We start from the raw sequence: 21,725 nt of genomic DNA on the forward strand, positions 1-21,725 counted from the left end.
AAGAATTTAACGATTTGCACAAAGCCCGTATTACAATCATATAGTAGCGGTAAATGCCTCTAAGGTAGTTGTGGAAAATATTGAAGTGTGAAATCGCAGATTCCAAGAATCCTAACGATATGGAAATTGCCAAGACCACAATAAAAGCCATTGTATAAAAAAGTTCTGCAATGAACGGCATATTTTGCTGCTGACGTATAGAGTATATACGTAAAGTCCCAATTAACCGAATTAAGTCTGAGACTACCACCAGAAGTGTTCTGAAAATCTTTTTTTTTAGAACACTTCTTGTTAAAAGGCAACCCTAATGATTTACATCATTTTATATCCTATAGCTCAAGAATATCTTTATGACCTTAATTAATTGTTTAACATAAAATTAAAATATCATGAAAACAGATGTAGAAATTAAAGAGGATGTATTGGATGAATTGGCATGGGAACCCAATGTAGACGAAACTGAGATTGGGGTCATCGTTGAAAATGGGATCGTAACACTAAGTGGTGTGCTTAACAACTATTCCAAGAAAGTTGCCGCAGAAAAGGCGGTAAAGAGGGTTGAAGGAGTTAAAGCTCTTGCAGGCGATATTGAAGTAAAATATGGCAACGATTTTAAGAAAACGGATAAAGAGATTGCAAAGGCCGTTGTAGATGCCCTCGAATGGAACTCATCGGTACCTGAAAAGAACTTGACGGTCAAAGTTGAGGACGGTTGGGTATATCTTTCAGGGGAAGTTAAATGGGGCTATCAAAAAAATGCGGCAAAAAGTGCCGTCGAAAACCTATTAGGGGTACGTAGCGTCATCAATAACATTACCATAAAACAGGATGTAAAACCTTTTGAGGTTAAGGATAATATCAAAAAAGCATTTGAACGCTCTGCCGAATTAGATGCAAAAAATATTACCGTTTTAACCGATGGGCATACTGTAACCCTTAGGGGCAAGGTACATTCTTTAAAAGAAAAGGAAGATGCCGAAACCGCAGCTTATCGTGCACCAGGAGTATATTACGTAAATAACGAACTGAATATTCAGTATTACACGGAATATGCATAACTATTCACATTTCAATAGGTTATTGACTTTATTTGTTGGTGACAGCCCTGATTTACTATAAAAAATCAGGGCTGTTTTTTTTCAATTTGACCTATTATAAGAATAGATAATGCCTGAAAAATTAAAATATATCGTGTAAGGTCAATGGAATTCGAGCTATTATTAAAAAAGATTTTTTTGAATCGACAAAAATTCAATCCCAACATGATGTGTATCATTTTGAGCGATATAAAATGCTTTTACTTTTAATTCTATAATATAAGATTTCTCCCTAATCTACATAAAATCAGGTTTATGTAAATGAAATTAAAATAATGTGATTATGAAAACGGTTGCAGAAATCAAACAGTTTTTTTGGATGTACCGGTATTCCTATCCGATGTCGATAAGACACAGATAGGGCTCATCTATAAGGGTGGCGAGTTGACCTTCACCGGTATCGTAGATGCCTATCCTAAAAAAATGTCGTCGAAAAAGCGAATGCAAGTGTTACGGGTGTCAAGGCCGAAACCGAGGTCATTGTCTTAAAATTTGGGAATGATTATAAAAAATTGATATACAGGTTGTAAAAACGGGTGTAAAGGTGAAAGTTGATAACGGTTATAGAGACCCTACCACTAATTTACCTTGGGTGCAGCAAAACGTACCGTTAAAAATCTATTTTAAGCAAAGGGGCATTAAGAATTTTAGGATTACCTCCCAAAATTGAACCTATTAATATAAAGAAAGATGAAAAATTCTATTGATCATTTCTTAAATCTTGAGGCCAAGGGTATATGGGTACAAGTAGTAGATAGCACCTTATAAATAACAGGTTATGAATATTGAACAACAGCGAATAAAGAAACTTAGCGAAGTGAGTAAAAAACTTGAGAATGTCTTAGACCTCGATCCCCTAATCGAGGAACTCTCGCATTCTAAACTTGTGCTTTTGGGCGAGGCATCACACGGCACTCATGAATACTATACATGGCGTACAGCCATTAGTAAACGACTGATTCAAGAACACGGATTCAATTTTATTGCCGTAGAAGGCGATTGGCCCGATTTCTATCGCGTAAACCGTTATGTAAAGCACTATCAAAACAGCCATAATAGTTCAGTCAATGTGCTTAAGGAATTTAATCGATGGCCAACTTGGATGTGGGCGAATTGGGAAATTGAAACCTTGGTAAATTGGCTATACAAGCATAATGCTGATTTGTCCGCCCATAAAAGGGTAGGAATGTATGGTCTAGACGTCTATAGCCTTTGGGAATCAATTGAGGCTATAGTCGACTATCTAAAAATACACGATAGAACACTCTTGCCTTCAGCTAAAAGGGCCATGGGCTGTTTCGAGCCTTTTGGAGATGAAATGGGCATGGCCTACGCACGGTCTTTACAGCGTTTTTTACCCAAGACCTGTGAAAATGAGGTTGTTTCATTATTAAGTGATATAAAGAAACGCGTACCAACTTTTAATACCGATATCGAAGCGGCCCTAAATATGGAACAAAATGCCCATATCGCTAAAAATGCAGAAAAATATTACCGTTCTATGGTCTCGGCAAATCAAAGTTCCTGGAACTTGCGTGACCACCATATGATGGATACTTTAGTCCGATTGTTGCACTTTCACGGCCCCAATGCCAAAGCCATAATTTGGGAGCACAATACCCATGTCGGCGATGCCCGTGCTACGGATATGGCACTTGACAATACCATCAATATTGGTCAATTGGTACGCGAACAACTTCCAAGCTATAATCCGAAAATTGTTGGATTTGGATCAAACCAAGGTTCTGTAGTAGCAGGATCTGAATGGGGAGCACCTATGCGGAATATGAACGTTCCTGAAGCGGTAAAAGGTTCCTGGGAATATCTATTGCATCAAACCGGTAAGGGCAATCAAATCGTTTTCATGGATGAAATAAAAGATAACGAACTATTTAAAAGTTCAATAGGGCACCGTGCCATTGGGGTGGTGTATCACCCAAAATATGAAAAAATAGGGAATTATGTACCCTCGGTCATGCCCGATAGATATAATGTCTTCATCCATATCGATTCTTCAGAGGGGGTGCACCCCTTGGATGTTTATGTGGATAAATCCCAACTTCCGGAAACCTATCCATGGGCGTTTTAGGGTAAATGTACTTTTTTAGGTTTTCTATAAATGAATGCCCTCTTTGATATTCAACCTATGTTCATTGTACCCCGATCTCTAGTTTTTCTTGATAATTTTAAATGAAAAATATTGAAGTAAGAATCTTTAATTGAAATAAGTAATGCCCAGAACCAAAACTGTTTCATGGACACTTACAGGGCATGAAAGAGAGCACGGCTTGAATATATATAAGATTTCAACCACTTTGGGAGGTCTTTTCTTGGCTTCTTCTTTTTTGGTTAATTCTAAGCTCAAGTTTAAAGGTTGGAATTTCATCAAAGGATTGCATTTGCGCAAGATAATTTTTAAACAAAAGGACAAAGGCTTAATTTGACTGACCAAAGTTTATATACTTTGTTTTACACTTCATTTTGATAAAACGGAGGAGGTAGTTTCAAGCTTTTTTAATTAACGCTCTTTGTGGTAATTTATAAGTTCTATAGCTACTTATCATCTCCAAGATATCTAGCTTTAATTGTTTGAACAGTGATACATATTCTTTATCGCTTAAGACCCTTCTTACATTCTATAAGTTCAGAATGAACTTGTGAAAGATTGTCATTAATTCTTTGGGCACCCGAAATCTTAGGATCAACCCTTCCTGTATCAGTGCACTAATAATCTGGTCGAAGATATTCCTGTATATTGAGCTCGGCACGTTGACCATTAACCATAATATGTATTTAAATCGTTGAACTTCGATCTTTTCTTTCAACCTTTCCCTTAAGTCAAAAATGGAGACTAAGAATTCGTGTTGTCTTCATAACTTTCATTTTTAAAGATTATTGAATCAGTTAAACGAAAGTCAAATCGCTGCGAAAAGCAAATTGCGAATTTGCAAGAAAATTAATCGGAAGCTAAAGTAATAAGTAACCGAATAGATCTCGCTCAAAATGGTCTTAAAAAATACTATTTCCATTGGGGTGGCAGGATTCAAACTTCATATCACAATTTATTGTAAATCAAAATTTTATAACAATTTTTTTTTCAAGATAAGACACCTATTAGGACATGTATCGCGGCGTTTTGGTGCTTTCGCAATATAAATAGGAAAGAAATATCCAATGGTTGTAAATCGATTTTAAGCTTATTATATGACTCATGTGTTATTAGTGGACTTTTATGTAGTTTAAACGTCAATATATAAGTCTAAAAAGCCAAGGAACTAATGAAATATACAGATTTCGAGGGCTGCCCCATAAATTGTTGGTTCACCGAAACCTGTCAAATCCACGAAAAGAATTAGATAACTGATTAAAAAATCTAAAAATATTTTAATAGTATACTTTTATACATAAGAAAACCGTAAATATTCTAATTTGCCGATATAAATCCTGATGCTGTACTCATTTTCAAAGGCTCTTGATAAAACCATCAAAATCCAATTCCTTATCAATATTTAATTTTTGCTTTAAACGGTATTTAGAGGTATGTATACTAGATGGCAATACATTAAGGATATCTGCAATTTCAGTATTGTTCAGTCCCATTTTTACATAGGAGGCCAAACGTAGTTCCTTATCGGTGATTTTAGAATTGAGACTTTGAAGTTTTTCATCAAAATCTTGGTGCACTTCAGAGAAATAGGATTTGAAAACTTCCCAATCCTTATCTGCTGCACTTTGTTTTTTTAAGAGCATAACGATACGCTTGAACTCTATCTTAAACAATTCGGGAGAGTTCTTTACTTTTTCCAGGTTGTCCTTTAATTCAGAAATGAACTTGCTTTTCTGAACCAAATGAAGGGTCTGGCTGGCCAATTCTTTTTTCTTGTGTTCAATTTCCTGTTTGTATATTTCCTCTTGCTTTTCCCTAGCAATACGGTTTTTTTTAACACGTTGGCGAAAACCAAAAAATAAAAGTCCTGACAAGGCGAAAGCAGAGAACATGCCCCCTGCATAAAGGCCTTTCGTTAGTTTGTCTACTTTAGCTTTTTCATTTAGTGTGTTGATTTCTTCTTTTTGTAGGGTGATTTCGGCTTCTTTTTTTTCGGTTTTATGAATAATATTTAACTCCTGAATTTGATTCACTTTTTTGATGTTGTATAGACTATCATATATTGAAGATTTTAATTCTTGATATTCGAGTGCTTCTTGATAATTTCTGTTTTGACTTGCGATTTCAGTCAGAATTCCATAAGCCTGTACTTGTTCTTCCAATATTCCAATTTTTTCAGAGAGCGATAAGGCATTCAAAGCAAATTCTTTTGCTTTAACATTGTTTTTTAATTCGAGTTGTACTGAACCGAGCATATTAAAGGTTTGTGATTTTAGTTTGTCACTACCAAAATCTTTGAATAGATGCTTATTTTGATCTAAATATTTTAATGATTCTTGGAATTCTTTTTTTCGAATTTTAATATTTGCAAATGCATTGTTCACATTTATCAACGTTAAATAGTCGCCTAACTCTTGAATTTTTGGTTTGCTCTCTTTGAGAATCCTTTCTGCAATATTCAAATTATAATTATGCAGAATAAACATTTCAGCCTGTGATACTCTATATTGTAGCAATTTTCGTAAGTTAACGTCTTTATCTATCTGATTGATGATATTGTTATATATTTTATTAGCGGCAATTGTATCCCCAAGAACATTATAAATTTCGGCTAACCTGCTATTCATCCGCTCCAGATAATCTTGGTTATTGGTCTTTTGTACATGGCGAATAGCTTCCGTTGCATCAATTAAAGCTAATTTGTAAAAGCCCTTAACAAAATGAAGCCTGCAACGATTTTCAAGTGATTGGCCCATACCCAAAGTATCTTTCATAACGCTAAATCCAATAAAAGCCTCATCAATAGCTTTTAGTGCTTTGTCATATTCCCCTAGATCTGTATAATCGACACCTAGATTCATTTGAATTACTGCAGTTCTTAGCGTGTCTCTTCTATTCTGATATGAATGCAAGGCAAGCTTGTTGTATTTCAATGAGCTATCAATTGAAATATAGCCATGTGATATGGCTAGACGCATGTAGCCACCCGCCAAAATTGATTCTTTTTTTGAAGATTTACCTAAATCAACCAATCTTTGAGCAAATTTTATTGCATTTTTACCGTCTGTGTCAACATAATGATCCCAAACGTTTATTAAAAGGTCGTTTTTTGTAGAGTCAGTTTTTGCATTTTTCAAAAGAATGAGAAGGCTGTCTATTTTTTTTTGATCTTGACCAATGGATAATAGCGGAACAATTATTAGCAATAATAGTGTCCATTTCTTCATATTAAATTTACTTTTTAAGTTAAAACACCTAGGTAATTCTGTTAAAAATGCCTCTTTTATAAAGATAATACAACTAAATAGAGGATTTTATCCCAAAAAGCAGCTGTCTAGGATTTGTATAGACACCTGTAATAAGATTGAGCAGTAAAATATTTTTTAAAATATTGATACTCAAATGTTTATTGGCTTATTGTGCATTTCAATTTTTCAATTGTCTAGGCTGTTTTAAGTGCTAAGATGGAATTTTGTCCATGTTTTGTCTAGTGTTGTTTTTAGGTTTTGCCGAGCTGGGCTTCTAGTTTTGGAGTGTTGAATCCTTAAAAAACAATTATGAAAACAAAAGAATCAGAATTTAAATGGAGACTTTTTGTAAGTCTATGCAGTATTGCCTTAGTAGTATTTCAAAGCTGTAGTAAAGACGATGTTGGCGATGGCCCTGGAGATGAACCCAATAATTCTTCTATAGCCTCTGTTTTATCCCAAGGTGTTATAGAAGATTATCCAGCATCACGTGTGGCAGATACCCTTGAAGTTTCTGAGCCCTATTATGAAGATTATATTGAAACTGCTTCTGGTGGAGATATTACGAATACTTATTTGTGTACCACTAAAAAAGTAAGTGTTTTGGATGGCAGTGGAAAATTCGCGCTTTTTAATCCTAATGCGGAAAACATTTGGCCCGGGAACCTTTTGCAGGGAAAAACACTAAATAGTAATAGCCCTTCAAGTATTAATGTTGACCGTGCTGGTGGTACGGTTTCTTATAATTTGATCAATGGCAATCCTGTTTCGGCAAGTTCAGTAGATCAAGTTAAAAAGTCCAGTATTCAAATAGCCATGAATGAAATAATCGCTAATGATCCAGATATCGTTCCTGCTAATTTTCAATTGGATGTGGAGGAGATTTATAGCGAAGAACAGATGGCATTGGAATTAGGTGTGAGTTATGAGTCTTATAACATCAACGCTTCTGCCGATCTTTCTTTTTCAAATGATAAGGAATACAACAGGGTACTGGTAAAATTAACACAGGAGTATTACACTATGTCTATGGATCAAATCAATGGTTTGGACGATATTTTTGCACCTGATGTTACAGGAGAAGACCTTGCTCCATATATACAAGCCGATAATCCGGCAACATTTATCTCCTCTGTAACTTATGGCCGTATATTTTATATGATGGTAGAATCCACAAGTTCAATAACTGAGCTTAAGGCCCGAATTGAAGGCACCTACAATGGATTCAGAGGTAAATTGGAAGGAGAAGTGGAATACAATCAGTACAATTCTTTAAAAGAGGTTAAAACTAAGATTATTGCTTATGGCGGTAGTGCGGAAAGTGCATTTTCCCTAACAGGCGTAGTGGATATCAACACCATCGGTGAAACATTGGCAGAAAGCACCAATATAGCAGAAGCGCTACCCTTATCCTATGTAGTCAAAAGTGTACTTGAACCTAGTAAAACGGTTGGCACCAAATTAGCTACAGAATATGATGCCGTGAATTGTACGCTTAGAGGTGTACGACCTCCTTTAGGATATCAGGCCTTGGTTGGCTTATTTGAAGATGGAATAGGTGCGGCTACGGCAGTGGCCGGTTCCAACTCAATACTCTTCAACGGAGCAGGTACAGAATATGTGTGGTTTAATGGGAATACTGGAGCTGTATCACAAAAATTTTCAATAAAAGATTCAAATGCTCCTTTGGGGACGGTACGTTACGATGCTGTAGGTGCTGGTGTGCTTTACGTACCTGGTGAAATTTGGCTATACGATAAAGAAAGTTTGGAGTTTGTGAAATTTAAATTCGACCCAGGACCTTATGCAGGAAATAGCAATACTATTCCCAACTCCTATATTGGTACTAGTTATTCCGGTCCATTTAATACCAATGAGGTGCATAATGCCGATCTAGCTACTGGGGAAAGCTTCCCATTTGCCAGTGTAGGTTTTGGGGCCTCTGCCTATTTGGGGTATACCAAAACCACGGAACAAGAAAACTATTTTGGAGGTATTATTGTACATAATATTTACAAATACCGCCATATCTATATAGAAAGAGGGGCAGGTAACATTTATGCCTATGAGGATTATATCGTAGATCGTTGGACTAGAATTCCTTTATTAGGTGCTCAAACTACGGGCACGGTTATAACCCGTGAATGGACAGAGAAAAGGGATTTTAGGGATTATGATAAAAGTACATGGGCTTTAGATGCTGTTGGTGCCGGTTGCAAAGTGACTTTGGGTAATGGAGATCTAAAATTACTCTATTTCGGAACAGACGGCAAAACATTTTTTGTTCGAAATGATTTGTACGGAGCGGCAGACGGACCTTATGTAATCGACTAGTTAGTACAAAGACAGTCGGCACCTTAAGTTGTGATTCAACAACTTGGTGTCGGCTGTTGTTTTATTGCTGTTCCTTTCTATAAAACCTCATTTTCCTACAAGAAATGTAATATTCAGAGTTTTTAAAACAGCCGTTTTATGGGTCTTATTTTAAACTTGCCCGACCATATCCCAGGGTGTTTCATTTTTGTTCATTTTTAGTAGTTTTTTTAATTAACCTTTTATGGGATTGGACTTGCAACAAAAAGTGAATAATTAGATAAGAGTCATGCTGCTATTTTTTGATGGTGCATTTCTGTTACAAATTCCTCTATAGTTTCATACCCCAAAGTAGAGTGCATTCTTCTGTTGTATCGAGGCGTTTTGGTGCTTTCGTCCAGTAAATACAGAAAAGGAATATTAAATAGATTTAACGGAGTTCAAATTTTATATAACCCTTTATTATTTGGACAATTATAAAGGCAGTAGGTATGACCAGTATGGCATAGTGGGCGATTACCTATCAAAGTACACTAAAAGTTGTCCAGAAAAGGGTAAGTGAGGAGATAAAAAGGATTTCAATAGACTGATATGAATATTTTTCAATAACCTTCTTATAAGAAACATTTTATTTGTCACATTTTTGACATTCAGGATCAAAATAAAGTCCTTCTGCCCACGTTTGACATTCACTTTTAGTTTCAAAACACGGATGCCTTAAATCTATACTCCAGAGTGACCATGGTTTTGAAGAAGGACAAGAGTCGCATACGACAATGTCATAAGAATCTTTTCCGCATCTAGCGAAGAATAACATTGCGGCAATAATGGAAATGATAAATGATTTTTTATGCAATTTTACACTTTTCATGGTAGCTTCAGTCGTCCATTAAGTTGGTAAATAGTTTGTATATGCTATAATTGCTGAGAACACCCAGGATATAGGGGACTCCTTAAGATGTAAAGATCTAATTTTGGTAGCATGTTAATCTAGCCCCCCGTACAAATCTCCACCCCCAGTATCTATTATAAACAATATTATCAAAACCCCAAATACTGAAACTATTGACGCACCAATAGTTAGAAGAGTCGACATGGGTTCATTTTTTAGCACTATTTTGGTGAGTTCATTTTCCAGTAATGGAACTTTTGTTATTTCTCCGTTGCTTTTCCTTACCCCATAAAATTGTCCATCTTCAAATCCAATACGCTTAAATTTATAGGTGTTGTCATTATCTGTTACGACTTTGGTTTTTAGACCCTCCTGAAATGCCCGCTCTAACGTAACAGGCTTATTTTGATAAACGACACATCCCTCTAAAAGGATCAATGCAGCGAAAAGACAAGAAATTACCAACCCTTTTCTTCTTAAGTTTTTCATTTGGTGTATTTATATCTACGTTTTAAAATAAATCTAAATGTACCTTGGGGAAATTCTTTAACAAATGATATGTATCATGATTGCCATAAACAATTTTGAATCATTTTTTTTGACTGAAAAGTCCGTATTCTGAACCACCATAGCTTTTGTGCTCGGTTGGTACGCAAAATTGCGTTCCTGATACTACTTCAAGTTGATATCGATCCGAACTTCATTCTTCTGGAAAAATATCGAAAGACATATTTTTGTAAATAGCATCTTTAATTAAAATATATGCTATTATAATAACCGGTATTGCTATAATGGCAATCATAGCCCAAGTTGATAATCCTTCTTTTTTTAATACTTCAGCCACCTCGTCGGCATTAATGGGGAATTTCACATCTTCTCCTGGGTTATCCTTTACACCATAGAACAGACCGTCCTCATAGACAATATATTTGTATTTATACGAATCATCGGTTACTGTAATAATCTTGACTGATTTCTCATCTTGAACTGCTTGTTCAAGGGTTACATGGGTTTTAAACGTAGCACAACTTTGAAAAAGGATTAACACCGTAAAGAACAGTGAAATAATTTTGAGCCATTTCTTGGGCGCTTTCATAAATGTAGATTTTATTCAGTACGTCAATAGACAATCTATGAAGTATGAATATAGGTACAACAGGCAGGAAAGTAAATGATTTGAATCATTAGGCTACCATGCTAATTAATATGCTTTTGGACAATTCTGCAAATTGTATTTGCCATCGAGAATAGAATAAAGCTTAAAATCAGATACCCATCGGGTTTATTGATTGACAAATAGTTGGAAGATAATGTATTATTGTCACTGGTTCGAATCCTGTTTCCTCGACGAACCTATATGCTAAAACTCTTTGTTTACCGACCTTCATGAAATATTCAGTAGAAATAGGAAACCCAATAGGACACCTTCGTTTTGAAATTTATTCCAATTTGGCTGGTTTTGACAGTGTTCATAAAAACAGAAAACCCTGACAATCAATTGATTGTCAGGGTTTAAAAATATTCAGTCGGGGTGGCAGAACTAACCCTCCACACCTCAATACCTTTATTATCAAACAATTACAGGTTTTTTAAAATATCAGGTAACCGAATAGGTAACTTTTGCCTCGAAATCATTCGTATAACTAAAGGTACTTTAATAAATGGATACAAAACATAACAATCTATATTATTTATTCCTCAACCGATAAGATTCAGTTTATTGGTCTTGCATATTATAAAAGTGAATTATAGGACAAAGAATTTATTTATAAAACATAAATCTCCTCGTAGATAAATAGAAATGGATATTTTAATTATTAGAACTATTTAATTAAAATTGTCCATTTCCAGCTATAAAATAAAGCCATGCGATATTTTATAATTCAAATAGTCATACTCAAAATGACTACAACTTAAATTAACGCTAGGGTAATTGAAAAAAGGTAATTAAAGACATGGAAATTGTGCCATTCATTCCGAAAACAAAAAGGGGTTTTGCGCCAACGATTCCGTTGTGCAAAATTGTCATTTCCATTCTCTATAATCTCAAAGCGGGGTTCGATGTCATTAGTTGCCGGTAAAGGCATTTTTTTTAGAGGTATACCTGACCTGATAATTGGCCTGTTACCACTATAGGAAATGGTGCAAAACCGATATATCGAAGGACTATTGGGTCTACTACATGAACACCACCAAATATTACGAATTTTTTTTCGAAATCATTAAAAAACCGACCCACAGCATCAGCAAAAGCAGTGGCCTGGGCTTGGAAAGCAGAATTACCAAAGGGAAAAAAGAGGTTTCCAATCGTAGGGCGGATATATTCTTTCGATTTAGACCCGGAGAGTTCGTAGCCTTTGCAAATGGGAAAGATCGTAAGCTGCGGTTTACTTTGCAACATATAGTACGGACGAGGCCTAATAGTAGAGTCATCAATACCGATTAGGAAGTAAAGTTTGCTTATGAAATGTGCTACTCGGAAATCAGAAGGCTGTTGAAATGGTTAATAAAGTTCACTAAAAGGTGCAGATAACTTTTGGGTCTTTTCTAAAAATTTCAGCTATTCTTAACATGTAAATTTGTTTTTCCAAACATTTCGCTATTTCTTAAAAGTTACAAAAATGTTAATCGGCTTTGCTATTAAATTATATTAGTAAACACCAACAATATGCAAAAAAATACTTTTCATTCAAAGTGAATCTAGATTCTTAGCGAGTAAATAAAACCTTGAAATCGTCATGCCAGAGTCAAGCACTTAAAGTATGTACTTTATTCAATCAATTTTTCAATATATATAAAAGGACTGTAATCCACTCTATTCTCCTCTATATCAAAATATTTAACTTTGTCTTCCTTTATGGTTTCTCCATTTTTTGACCACCTCATATTCCAATTACTATTGCAAGGGTGAATAATTGGTAAAATTAATACATCATTATTAAGTTTTATATTCCAAGTCCATTTTGGTGAATAATTATTTTTCAGATGCGGTTCGACGTTCCATATTTCTATTAAATGACCAGGCTGTCTATTTTTTGATTTACGTTGAATGTTAATTAATGGTTTAAAATATGTCAACTTGGCTTCTGAAAATCCTCTATGCGGAAACTTAATAAAACCCATTTTTTTCCAGAATTTTTTAGACTCTTTTGGTGCACAAAACAATTTAATCACTAGAAATTTATTTTTTTTGAGATAATCAGAAAATTGCTTAAAGAAAAACTCCCCAATCCCTTTATTACGAAAATCAGGTTTAATTTCTAGAACGTCAATTTCTGCATGGATTTCACCTCTGCTCCAAACGAGAAATCCGATTGGCATCTCGTCAAAATCAAATGTTATTAAGGCTCCATTTTTAAACGCTTTTGCAATAATTGTCCAGTTACAATAAAAGCCTTCATTATAATTTTTTTCCTCTTCGATAAGCCATTCCTCAATTTTTTTAAGATTCAACTGAGTCGGTAAGATATTTATTTGAAATTTTGTTCTCATTTTAAAGTCCCTTTGGGAATTGCTCAATGAGCGGGTCGTGTCTATATTAATTATTAAAAGGTTAAACCAAATTTCCTTTATTAGTAATCATTATATTAATGAAACATATATTACTATTTAACCATAGTTATATTTTCAAGGGAGAAGTCTAATTTATTTTAAATTTGAATTTATTTCAAATAGTGATATAATTAACATTGTAATTTTTAGAGGTATTTTACGACACAAGAGGTAATAGAATCATTGTTATAGAACCTTGAATTTATTAGATTTAGGAAAGATTTAGAAGTAGTTTAACCAATGAAATTTTTCTAATTACTGAGGTATATTTACTCCATACTTACCTTCAAATTGTTTAAAAAATTCTTTCAAAGAGAATTTCTCATGTCGACATATATTATAAATGGTAGACATAGGTATATCATACCCTTCAGTCTCCTTAATCTTTGTAATGGTAGATGAGGATAATCCACATAATTTTGCATATTGGTTTTGGCTCACTTCCACACCTTGTTGATTTTTTGGTTTTATTAAAAATTTATGATGGATAAAAACACACAAATACTTATTGACCAAAGCATTAGCCTTATTAGTATTATCTTTATCTATTTTATTAGCCATCAATTATATAATAATATTTAAATCAAATCAATTGTTAACAAATAACTGTTCGCTATAGCGAACGATTAAGATATTTTTCATATATTAGTATCTTAGTAATAAATTTGCGATTCTTCTATAAGAAAGTATTAGAAGCATTCGCTTTGAATCTCGATCTGAAAACTGGTAATTTTTGTGCAACGAGAGAATAAGCAGATTGCTCACGACCCGGGCGTGAGCTCTCTTATTGTTGCACGGTATACCAGTACCTCAGATCAATAAGTTGAGTTTCACGCCCAACTTTTTCTTAGCGTTTCTTCTTTAGTTTTTCATGAATGTGTCGCCAAACCATCTGGGGAATCATGGCAAATCAATTATTTGGAAATTTAAAAGAAGCGCGAAAGCTACTACAGATTCCAACCTATGGAACCAAGTATAGTTCGTTTGATCGCTTGTTCCAAAAAAAGCCAAAAAACCCAGTCTAATTTTTACTTGGCTATAGTTTTGGGCTTACGATTCATCTTTTCCGGTTAACGAAACCCTTTTCCCAAAGCTGATCAAAAAAATATTATGGCATCCGGCCATACATCGCAATTCTAGCCATCCACTTTAAAAAAATCCAGTATCCAAACCTATATGGAACTTGGACAGGACAATCCTTGCTTTACATCAACGCATCAGGCTTAGACGTAATTCAATGGTAGGTTTCCTTGGAAAAATCAACCCTTCAATATCTCATTAAAGGCTGTTGACGGAACTTAAATCGATTGTATAACTCAACTATCTAAATTATGAAAAAAATACCAATTATAAAGAATGGCTTCTTAACCTTCCTTACCGTATACTTGCTCTTATCCCCTTTTCTTAGCTTAAAAATGAAGGCGAAAACCCTTACCGAAAAGGAAGCCTATAACGAGACCTATTATTTCCAGTCCACCATTTCAGGAACCGTTACTGATACCAACGGACTACCCATCGCAGGAGTAACCATCCAAATTGGAGGAACGAATGCTGGAACAATAACTGAATTTGATGGATCCTACAGTATCCAAGTAAACCTTGATGGCCTTCTAAACTTCTCGGCCATGGGCTTTAAGACCGAGTTTGTTTCCATAAATGGTCGACAGGAAATAAATGTTGTCATGGAGGAAGATGTTACCCAATTGGATGAAGTAGTCCTCAATGCAGGGTATTATACCGTGACCGAGAAAGAACGTACGGGGAGTATTGGCAAAGTAGGTGCCGAGGCACTGGAAAAGCAGCCGGTTTCAAACCCATTGGCAGCATTGCAAGGACGTTTGTCGGGGGTAGAAATCACCCAGACCTCTGGAATCTCGGGAGCGGGCTTCGATATCAAAATCAGAGGTCGGAACAGTATACGGACACAGGGAAACGATCCGCTTTATGTGATAGATGGAGTTCCCTATGCCTCTTCCAGTTTGGGGGAGGAAGCTGCATCCGGAATCTTGCCTGGGCTCGGTTTTAGTCCATTGAATACCATAAACCCAATGGATATTGAGCGTATAGAAATCTTAAAGGATGCCGATGCCACGGCAATATATGGTTCAAGAGGTGCTAACGGTGTTGTTTTGATCACAACAAAAAGAGGGAACATGGAGGGGACAGAATTCAATCTTAACGTGCAATCAGGTTTGGGTACGGTATCCAGAACTATGGATTTGCTCAGTACAGCGGAATACTTGACCATGAGAAGGGAAGCCTTTTCCAATGATGGAACCGAACCCCTACCCTTCAATGCCTACGATGTAAATGGTACCTGGGATCTTGACCGACAAACAAATTGGCAAAAAGTACTTTTCGGTAAAACCTCTTATTTGAATAATTTCCAAGGATCGCTTTCTGGAGGTAATGGTCTGACCCGGTTTTTGGTAAGCGGTAATTTTCATAGGCAGACGAGTGTTTTCCCAGGGGATTTCAACAACAAAAAAATATCGGGACTGGCCAATATTGGGCATACCTCCCAAGATAAAAAATTGACCGTGCAGTTTTCTACTAATTTTACGTGGAACGAGAATGACCTTCCATCCGACGATATTACATTTTCGGCACTCAGCTTGGCGCCCAATGCACCGAGATTGTACAATGAAGACGGAACCCTCAACTGGGAAAACTCGACGTGGCGGAATCCATTGTACAGATTACAGGGGATATATCGTACAAATGCTTCAACACTAATCACTAACGGGGTTTTTGACTATACTTTACTTCAACATCTACAATTAAAACTTAACCTTGGTTATACGGAGAGCCATTTAAGGGAAATCAAGACTATTCCCTCAACGATTTACAATCCCGCCTTTGGAATTGGCAGTGCATCTTCCGCTGCCATCTATAACACAGGATCTAGGACCTCTTGGATATTGGAACCTCAATTAAATTATAGCATCGAATTTGGAAAAACCAGCATAGAAACATTGGCAGGACTTTCCTACCAAAATCAGAACACTGGTCGATTCTCACAATTAGGATTTGGTTTTGTCAATAACAATTTCATAGAAAGCGTCTCTGCTGCCTCGAATACCTTTGCCTTAACGGATAGTGACAATCAGTATCGTTATCAAGCCGTTTTTGGACGCGTCAATATCAATCATCGGGGTAAATATATCTTAAATGTAACAGGAAGAAGGGATGGATCCAGCCGATTTGGGCCGCATAGGCGATTCTCTAATTTCGGAGCCATTGGAGCTGCATGGAATTTTTCGGAGGAAGATTTCATTAAAAATTCAAATACTTGGTTGAATTATGGAAAACTAAGGGGAAGTTATGGTACCTCGGGCAACGACCAAATAGGCGACTATCAATATCTGGACACTTATTCTTTTGGAGGAGTACACTATCAAAATGTAGTTGGGATATTTCCGACGCGATTGTTCAATCCGGATTTTAGTTGGGAATCGAATAAAAAATTGGAACTGGCATTGGAACTTGGACTTTTCATGGACCGCGTGCGTATCAACGGTAATTATTATCAAAACCGATCCTCCAACCAATTGGTGGGCATACCCATACCGAGTACTACAGGTTTCAATTCCGTTAACGCAAACCTAGAGGCTACCGTCGAGAACAAAGGTTGGGAAATTGGGCTGAACACCCTAAATATAAGGACTCAAAATTTCGCCTGGGAAACTTCTATTAATTTCACTATTCCCAAGAACCGACTGGTTTCTTTTCCCAATCTCGAAGGTTCTACCTATTCGAATTCGTTGGTGGTCGGTGAACCAGTGAACATCGCCAAAGTGTACCAATTGAACAGGGTAGATCCCATATCCGGATTATATGAATTCGAGGACTTCAACAATGATGGTATTATATCCCCTGAAGATGATCAGCAGGTAGTCAAGAGTCTGGATCCTGAATATTTTGGAGGTTTCAATAATAGGTTCACGTTAGGAAAATTTGAAATGGATGTGCTCTTTCAATTTAGCAAACAGTTAGGACGTAACTACTGGTCTACGGGAGGAACAATACCGGGAGGGCTATCAAATCAACCGACCGAGGTCCTTCAAAGATGGTCCGCACAAGGTGATCAGCGCTACATACAGCGATTTACGACCGGACAGTCATTCGATGAAAATCAAGCTTTTCAACAGTTTACACAAAGTGACACTTCGATTTCGGATGCCTCATTTTTACGTTTAAAAACACTTTCGATGACCTATGCCCTTATGCAGAAAGATACCCACGGCTATGACTGCCAACTTTATTTACAAGGTCAAAACCTATTGACCTTTACCCATTACCTAGGGCTGGATCCGGAAACAAGAAACAGTGCTACCGTGCCTCCACTGCGTATCATCAGCTTGGGAACGCGATTAACCTTTTAAAAAGATAACATGAAAAATAAAACTTTAAATGCTAACAATTTGAGATTACCTAAACGAATATTCTTTTTGAGCCTAATTGTACTCATGTGTATGATCGCCTGTGAGGATTTTGTGGATATCGACCCCCCCACCAATCAGTTGACAGGGCAATTGGTGTTTGAGGATCCCGCAACGGTCGATGCGGCATTTGCACATATTTATGGGCAATTACGTGATCAAGCTTTTTCGACGGGAAGTATTTCAGGAACATCATACCTAATGGCGCATTACGCGGATGAACTTGAACTGTTCAGCAATGATCTACCCAGTGTTCAAGGATTTACCAATAGTCGCGTTCCGGCCTCGGACAGTTCGGTCGCACTTTTATGGAATACGGCGTTTGAATTGATCTATGCCACGAACAGTATTATTGAAGGGGTCGAAGGGTCTAACATACTATCGGATCAAGATAAGGATCAATTTCTTGGGGAAGCTTATTTTCTAAGGGCATATATGCACTTTAACTTGTCTAATTTATTTGGGAATATCCCATATATTACGACAACGGACTACAGAATCAATAGCGAAACAGCTCGATCGGAAAACTCGGTGGTGTTCCCATTGATCGAGAGCGACTTGCTCCAGGCCAAAACCTTACTTTCAAATTCTGAGGGGAGAATTGGCTCTTACCGCCCCAACCATTCCGTTAATAGCGCATTCTTGGCACGGGTTTACGTATATCAAGAGCAGTGGTCCAAAGCTATGAATGAAGCTGCGGAGGTGCTGGACGGTGGCCCCTACTCCTTAACTGACAATCTTGACATCGTATTTAAAAAAAACAGTCCCGAAACCTTATGGCAATTGGATTCAGACGTTCCGGGAAACAATACTGAGGAGGCATCCACCTTTGTATTCACAAGTGGGCCACCCCCCAATTCAACCTTATCAACCCAATTAAGTAATGGATTCGAGGCTGACGATGCACGGTTTATGGCTTGGGTCGGAACAGTTTCGGACGGGGACAACACGTGGTACTTCCCAAATAAATATCAACGTAATACACCTACGGCAGATACGGAAGAATATTCCATTTTAATACGTTTACCGGAACTGTATTTGATTGCAGCAGAGGCACATGCCCATCTAGGAAATATAGAAATGTCCTTGGACTATATTAATGCAATAAGGAACAGAGCCGCGTTGCCTTCAATCTCAACAAGCAATCCGAATGATTTATTGGAAGCCATTCTTCAGGAGCGAAAAGCTGAATTTTTTACGGAACAGGGACATCGCTTCTTTGATTTAAAACGAACTGGAAGGGCCACGCCTATTTTATCACCTATCAAACCGGATTGGAAAAGTAGTTCACTGGTTCTTCCAATTCCACAATCAGAGCTATTGTTGAATCCTAATCTCGGACCTCAGAATGAAGGATATTAATTTATTTTTTTGGGTTAGCTCCATTGTTCGAGAAAAGTCTGGTAGACATTGTTCGAGATTAGTTCCCCTCCTATGTCTCACCATTCTTTTCTTAACGGTCTGCCCGCTGAATGGGCAGACCAACAATGGTATAGGAGCATATCTGGAAAATGATAAGATCTATTTGGAACTTGATAAAAGTATCATTGGCAAACCCATATTATTCGTACGGCACCATATGAATCAGTTACATGTTAAATGGTCCCAAATCGGAAACCAAGTAGTACTCTCACAACAAATGGTAACATCGGTCATGGGTGAGCTGATTCCTATAGATGGCGATTATACCATAGAAGAACGTGTTCTCGGAAAATTTCCTTTAATCACTGAAAAAAGTAAGGGTAATCAACTGGTGATAGATGCTACGGACCTATTACTGAATTTGGAAATCAGATGGTTCCGATTTTATTCCCAAGAAACCATACTGCGAGACCTTTCATTTGTCAAAAGTGTCGAATTTATGGACGGGGAGACCATTATTAGGACAAGTCAGACCCTTACCGAGGATAGCCCAAGGTCCATTTCAGTCGATTATAGCTTTTATACGTTGCCAGAACCTATGCGAGGAAGATTGTTCGACCATAGAATGGGATACATGTTGGACGTTAACTGGAGTAACCGAAGAAATGGAAATTATAAAGCGACTATTGCAAGGTGGAGGCTAGAAAAAAAATACCCCGAGCAAAAACTAAGCGAAGCAATTAAGCCGATTATATTTTATTTCGACCCCGCCATACCGGACAAGTGGAAAAGGTACCTTAGGGCAGGGATAATGGAATGGTCACCAGCATTTGAAGCCGCCGGGTTCAAAAATGCCATTGAAGTTAAAGAACTACCTGATTCCATATCGAGTGAGAACAGTGTCAACTATTCCCTGATTCGGTGGGCCAATTATTCGGGAATCAGGAGCGCGGAGATGGAATCCGGCTCTTCAGTTCGCCTTGTTACCGATCATCGGTCCGGGGAAATTCTTAAGGCTGATATATTGATAAGTAGCTCTTTGCAAAGTCTTAGCGACGAATATTTGGTGCGCTGTGCACCCTTGGACCTTAGAACCTTGAACTATCCATTTTCAGATGACCTTGTGGGAGACCTCATTCAGTCCGTTACCGCACATGAGGCAGGCCATGCCTTTGGTATTATGGATGCAAATTTTGGAGAATATGGGTATCCGGTCGATAAAATGGGGGATGTCGATTGGCTCAGGGAAATGGGGCATACCCCAAGCGTAATGACCTATGCACGTCATAATTATATTGCACAGCCGGAAGATCATGTTCCGCCTTCGCTTCTTGTCCAGAAAGTTGGACCTATGGATATTCACCATATAAAATGGGGCTATACCATGTTACTCAGCGCAAAACATCTTTATGATGAACTCCCCTACTTGGATGCCATGATAAGGGAGAAAGATAGCATTGCCTGGTTCCGCTTTAATTCGGACAACTATGGAAAAATCGGTCCAGGAAATACGAATGAAGTTGTTGATAATAACGATCCGGTCAGGAGTACCGAATTGGGACTTAAAAATATCAAAAAGGTCTTGGAGCTATTACCTGCATTGAATAGGGACAAACGTGATGATGACCTATTGGATAGGCTATATGACAAGACTTTGGAACTATGGTTCGATGAAATGAAGCACGTCACATCCTTAATCGGGGGGGTTACCATTTATAATAAGGCTGGATTTCAAAAGGGAGATGTTTTTGAACCTACGCCCATCGATGAACAAAAAAGAGCGTTGAAATTTTTGATTGAAAATGCTTTTATAGTACCGGATTGGTTGAGTAGCCCAAGTTTTGTGAATAGACTTTCCTATTCCACAGGTTCGGACATACTCATGATCCATCAGATCAATTTATTATCGGATGTGTTGAACGTGCAAAGAATGCGCAGGCTGGAATTTATGGAAAAGCGCCCGGAATATCGAAATTTTATAGCACCACTCCTAGCGGAACTTCAAGCTGGCCTTTTCCATGAATTACATGAAAAGGAAACCCAAATATCAAAACGTCGACAAGAGTTGCAGTTGGAATATATCACGTTATTGATAAATCACTTGAAATCGGAGACAAATTATGATAATATTAAAGTGCTACAATTAGGACGTAGCACAAGCCAGTCCCTTAAAAGTGCTTACGCCGAAAATTTGCGGGACCTTGCGAAACAAATTCAATCTGCGCTAAAGAAAATTGAAGGTGGTAATAACAAGGAACATTTAAAAATATGTCTAATGAAAATCGATCCTGATTTATAGCGGATTGTACAAAAATAAAAAGGGAGTCAATTGACTCCCTTTTTTGATTGGACCTTTATGGTCTTTTCAATTGTATCAGGCAATTGGTGCCTGCTTGAAAAACAGTCTGTCCATTATATTGGCAGACCTTTCGTCCTGAGATATCACATCCAGATACTGAAATTGGCTCACATGGATTGGAAGCATTCAGGTAATATTCCCCTGCAATCGCATTATTCTCGTCAAGAAGTTTATTATCCTTAACGGTAAAGGCACTTGCGGTTATTGCGAATACAATGGCGAGCGCCGGAATCAGAAATTTGAACTTTTGCTTTTTCATGATATAAAAATTTAAATGATGATCTACTCTATTAACGGGTTTTCGATCTTGCCCCGCTACCGGCCGGTAGTTTTATAAATGGTTTCCCAGTATT

At 37.1% G+C, this 21,725-nt stretch carries 15 protein-coding genes and 1 riboswitch; of the genes, 7 read left to right on the plus strand and 8 right to left on the minus strand.

Annotated features, from left to right (window positions below):
- The first annotated feature begins 389 nt into the window (after positions 1–389).
- From AACZ41_RS08240 to AACZ41_RS08250, 3 genes are all read left to right on the plus strand, one after another.
- Positions 390–1,058, plus strand: coding sequence for a BON domain-containing protein (locus AACZ41_RS08240; RefSeq protein ID WP_339627921.1), 669 nt, complete (start codon positions 390–392; stop codon positions 1,056–1,058).
- Between the two features lie 354 nt (positions 1,059–1,412).
- Positions 1,413–1,586, plus strand: a complete 174-nt coding sequence (locus AACZ41_RS08245; RefSeq protein ID WP_339627922.1) for a hypothetical protein — start codon at positions 1,413–1,415, stop codon at positions 1,584–1,586.
- A gap of 289 nt (positions 1,587–1,875) precedes the next feature.
- A complete protein-coding gene (locus AACZ41_RS08250) occupies positions 1,876–3,186 on the plus strand; it encodes an erythromycin esterase family protein (protein ID WP_339627923.1) in 1,311 nt (436 codons plus the stop codon).
- 1,373 nt (positions 3,187–4,559) lie between these two features.
- Here AACZ41_RS08250 and AACZ41_RS08255 read toward each other — a convergent pair.
- Positions 4,560–6,431, minus strand: a complete 1,872-nt coding sequence (locus AACZ41_RS08255) for a LuxR C-terminal-related transcriptional regulator (RefSeq protein ID WP_339627924.1) — start codon at positions 6,429–6,431, stop codon at positions 4,560–4,562.
- Positions 6,432–6,761: 330 nt separating this feature from the next.
- Between AACZ41_RS08255 and AACZ41_RS08260 the strand changes: the two genes are divergently transcribed.
- The gene (locus AACZ41_RS08260) at positions 6,762–8,786 is read left to right on the plus strand and encodes a thiol-activated cytolysin family protein (protein WP_339627925.1); all 2,025 of its coding nucleotides are present in this window, start codon (positions 6,762–6,764) and stop codon (positions 8,784–8,786) included.
- Between the two features lie 607 nt (positions 8,787–9,393).
- On the opposite strand, the gene AACZ41_RS08265 is transcribed toward AACZ41_RS08260, so the two are convergent.
- The 6 genes from AACZ41_RS08265 to AACZ41_RS08290 all read right to left on the minus strand — a co-directional run bounded on the left by AACZ41_RS08265 (position 9,394) and on the right by AACZ41_RS08290 (position 13,770).
- Positions 9,394–9,636, minus strand: coding sequence for a hypothetical protein (locus tag AACZ41_RS08265; protein ID WP_339627926.1), 243 nt, complete (start codon positions 9,634–9,636; stop codon positions 9,394–9,396).
- Positions 9,637–9,750: 114 nt separating this feature from the next.
- On the minus strand, positions 9,751–10,146 hold the full coding sequence (locus AACZ41_RS08270; protein WP_339627927.1) for a hypothetical protein: 396 nt from the start codon (positions 10,144–10,146) through the stop codon (positions 9,751–9,753).
- 95 nt (positions 10,147–10,241) lie between these two features.
- Positions 10,242–10,335: riboswitch (SAM-I-IV-variant riboswitch) on the minus strand.
- A gap of 22 nt (positions 10,336–10,357) precedes the next feature.
- The gene (locus AACZ41_RS08275; RefSeq protein WP_339627928.1) at positions 10,358–10,753 is read right to left on the minus strand and encodes a hypothetical protein; all 396 of its coding nucleotides are present in this window, start codon (positions 10,751–10,753) and stop codon (positions 10,358–10,360) included.
- A gap of 996 nt (positions 10,754–11,749) precedes the next feature.
- Positions 11,750–12,058 carry a hypothetical protein gene (locus AACZ41_RS08280; protein WP_339627930.1) on the minus strand — a complete coding sequence of 103 codons (309 nt, stop codon included), beginning with the start codon at positions 12,056–12,058 and terminating at the stop codon, positions 11,750–11,752.
- Between the two features lie 368 nt (positions 12,059–12,426).
- Positions 12,427–13,149 (minus strand): GNAT family N-acetyltransferase, encoded by a 723-nt coding sequence (locus AACZ41_RS08285; protein ID WP_339627931.1) that lies wholly within the window; start codon positions 13,147–13,149, stop codon positions 12,427–12,429.
- Between the two features lie 315 nt (positions 13,150–13,464).
- Positions 13,465–13,770 carry a helix-turn-helix domain-containing protein gene (locus tag AACZ41_RS08290; protein ID WP_339627932.1) on the minus strand — a complete coding sequence of 102 codons (306 nt, stop codon included), beginning with the start codon at positions 13,768–13,770 and terminating at the stop codon, positions 13,465–13,467.
- Positions 13,771–14,540: 770 nt separating this feature from the next.
- Between AACZ41_RS08290 and AACZ41_RS08295 the strand changes: the two genes are divergently transcribed.
- The 3 genes from AACZ41_RS08295 to AACZ41_RS08305 all read left to right on the plus strand — a co-directional run bounded on the left by AACZ41_RS08295 (position 14,541) and on the right by AACZ41_RS08305 (position 21,312).
- Positions 14,541–17,594, plus strand: a complete 3,054-nt coding sequence (locus AACZ41_RS08295; protein ID WP_339627933.1) for a SusC/RagA family TonB-linked outer membrane protein — start codon at positions 14,541–14,543, stop codon at positions 17,592–17,594.
- 90 nt (positions 17,595–17,684) lie between these two features.
- Positions 17,685–19,013, plus strand: a complete 1,329-nt coding sequence (locus AACZ41_RS08300) for a RagB/SusD family nutrient uptake outer membrane protein (protein WP_339627977.1) — start codon at positions 17,685–17,687, stop codon at positions 19,011–19,013.
- Complete coding sequence (locus AACZ41_RS08305; protein WP_339627934.1) at positions 19,000–21,312, plus strand: zinc-dependent metalloprotease; 2,313 nt, start codon at positions 19,000–19,002, stop codon at positions 21,310–21,312. Before AACZ41_RS08300 ends, AACZ41_RS08305 begins: the two co-directional genes overlap by 14 nt.
- A 55-nt stretch (positions 21,313–21,367) precedes the next feature.
- Here the strand turns inward: AACZ41_RS08305 and AACZ41_RS08310 are convergent, their stop codons facing one another.
- On the minus strand, positions 21,368–21,631 hold the full coding sequence (locus AACZ41_RS08310; RefSeq protein ID WP_339627935.1) for a DUF6520 family protein: 264 nt from the start codon (positions 21,629–21,631) through the stop codon (positions 21,368–21,370).
- Positions 21,632–21,725 lie beyond the last annotated feature (94 nt).

This window comes from uncultured Maribacter sp., assembly GCF_963974015.1.
Classification (GTDB): domain Bacteria; phylum Bacteroidota; class Bacteroidia; order Flavobacteriales; family Flavobacteriaceae; genus Maribacter.